The following is a 1098-nucleotide window of genomic DNA, read 5'->3' on the forward strand; positions in this document are numbered from 1 at the left end:
GGCTTGGTTGGCGGTGCTGCGGGCAGCGCTTACTACGCCGGCAGCTTTGGCGGCGGGCTTGGCAGCGGCTTTGGGGGCGGGTTTCTTGGCGCCGGCTTTGCCTTTGGCGGGCTTGGCATCGCCGAGGCCCACGGTGCTCTTGGCACGCTCCACAATGCCCTGGAACTGCTTTTCGAGCTCGGCGCGCTTGGTTTCGCCGCTTTTCAGCAGGTCATCCACGATTTTCTTGCCTTCGGCCTGGGTCATCTTGTTGTCCTTCACCAGCTTGTCGATGGTGCTTTGAACCGACTTGCTGCCCTGGGCAATGTAGCCGACGCCAGCATTTACGAACTTCTTAAACAAATCTTCCATGGTGACGAAACTGTTTTTTGGTGAAGGGTGAAACGAGAAGCTATTGATGGCAAGTAGCTTGCATGTACAAAATAGTATGCAAGCCGACTAATTATGCTGCAAACCTACGAAGCGTCGGCAACATAGTTGAGCCATGTACGCCGGTTTTTTCCAAAAGTGGCCGAAAATCGATAAAAAGAGAATTTATTTTTTCCATTTCATCCATACTCAGGCTATCGCAGTAACATGACGCAATTCGTTCAATGCCAGCTTACGCAGCGCGGCGACGAGTGGCCACGCGACGCGCCACCACGGGCAGTTGCACAACCGGCACCGCCTGCGCGGCCCAAGTGTCAGCCAGGAATTCGGCCACTTGGTCGAGGGCCTGACGGGCTTCGGGCACCACTCGCCAGAACAGGTGCCACCAGTGCACCAGCCCCTCGAAGGGCTGCACCACTACCGGCACACCGGCGGCGCGGGCCTTGTCGGCAAACTTCAGCACGTCGTCGTAGAGCACTTCGGCCGTCGAAATCTGGATGAGCAGCGGCGGCAGGCCGTGCAACTCGGCCTGCGCGGGCGAAAGCAGCGGGTGCGAGAGGTCAGTTTTGTGGGCGTAGAGCGGACCCCAGGTGCGCATCTGCAAGGCTTCGAGCAGGAGGCCTTCTTCGCGGCAGATGCGGCGCAGAGCGGCGGTGGGCAAGTTCAGGTCGGTCCAGGGCGAAAGGCCGACGCCGGCGGCGGGCAGGGTTTCGCCGGCATCGCGCAGGG

2 protein-coding genes are annotated in these 1098 nt (G+C 59.9%); both read right to left on the bottom strand.

All coding sequences use genetic code 11. The features are described from left to right. Nucleotides 1-351, bottom strand: a 351-nt coding sequence (locus ACYVDE_RS23710; RefSeq protein WP_460503987.1) for a phasin family protein, incomplete at its 3' end; no start/stop codon positions are given. Between the two features lie 250 nt (nt 352-601). Beyond that, on the bottom strand, nt 602-1098 hold a 497-nt coding region (locus ACYVDE_RS23715), incomplete at its 5' end, for an alpha/beta hydrolase fold domain-containing protein (RefSeq protein WP_460503988.1).

This window comes from Hymenobacter agri (genome assembly GCF_054778495.1).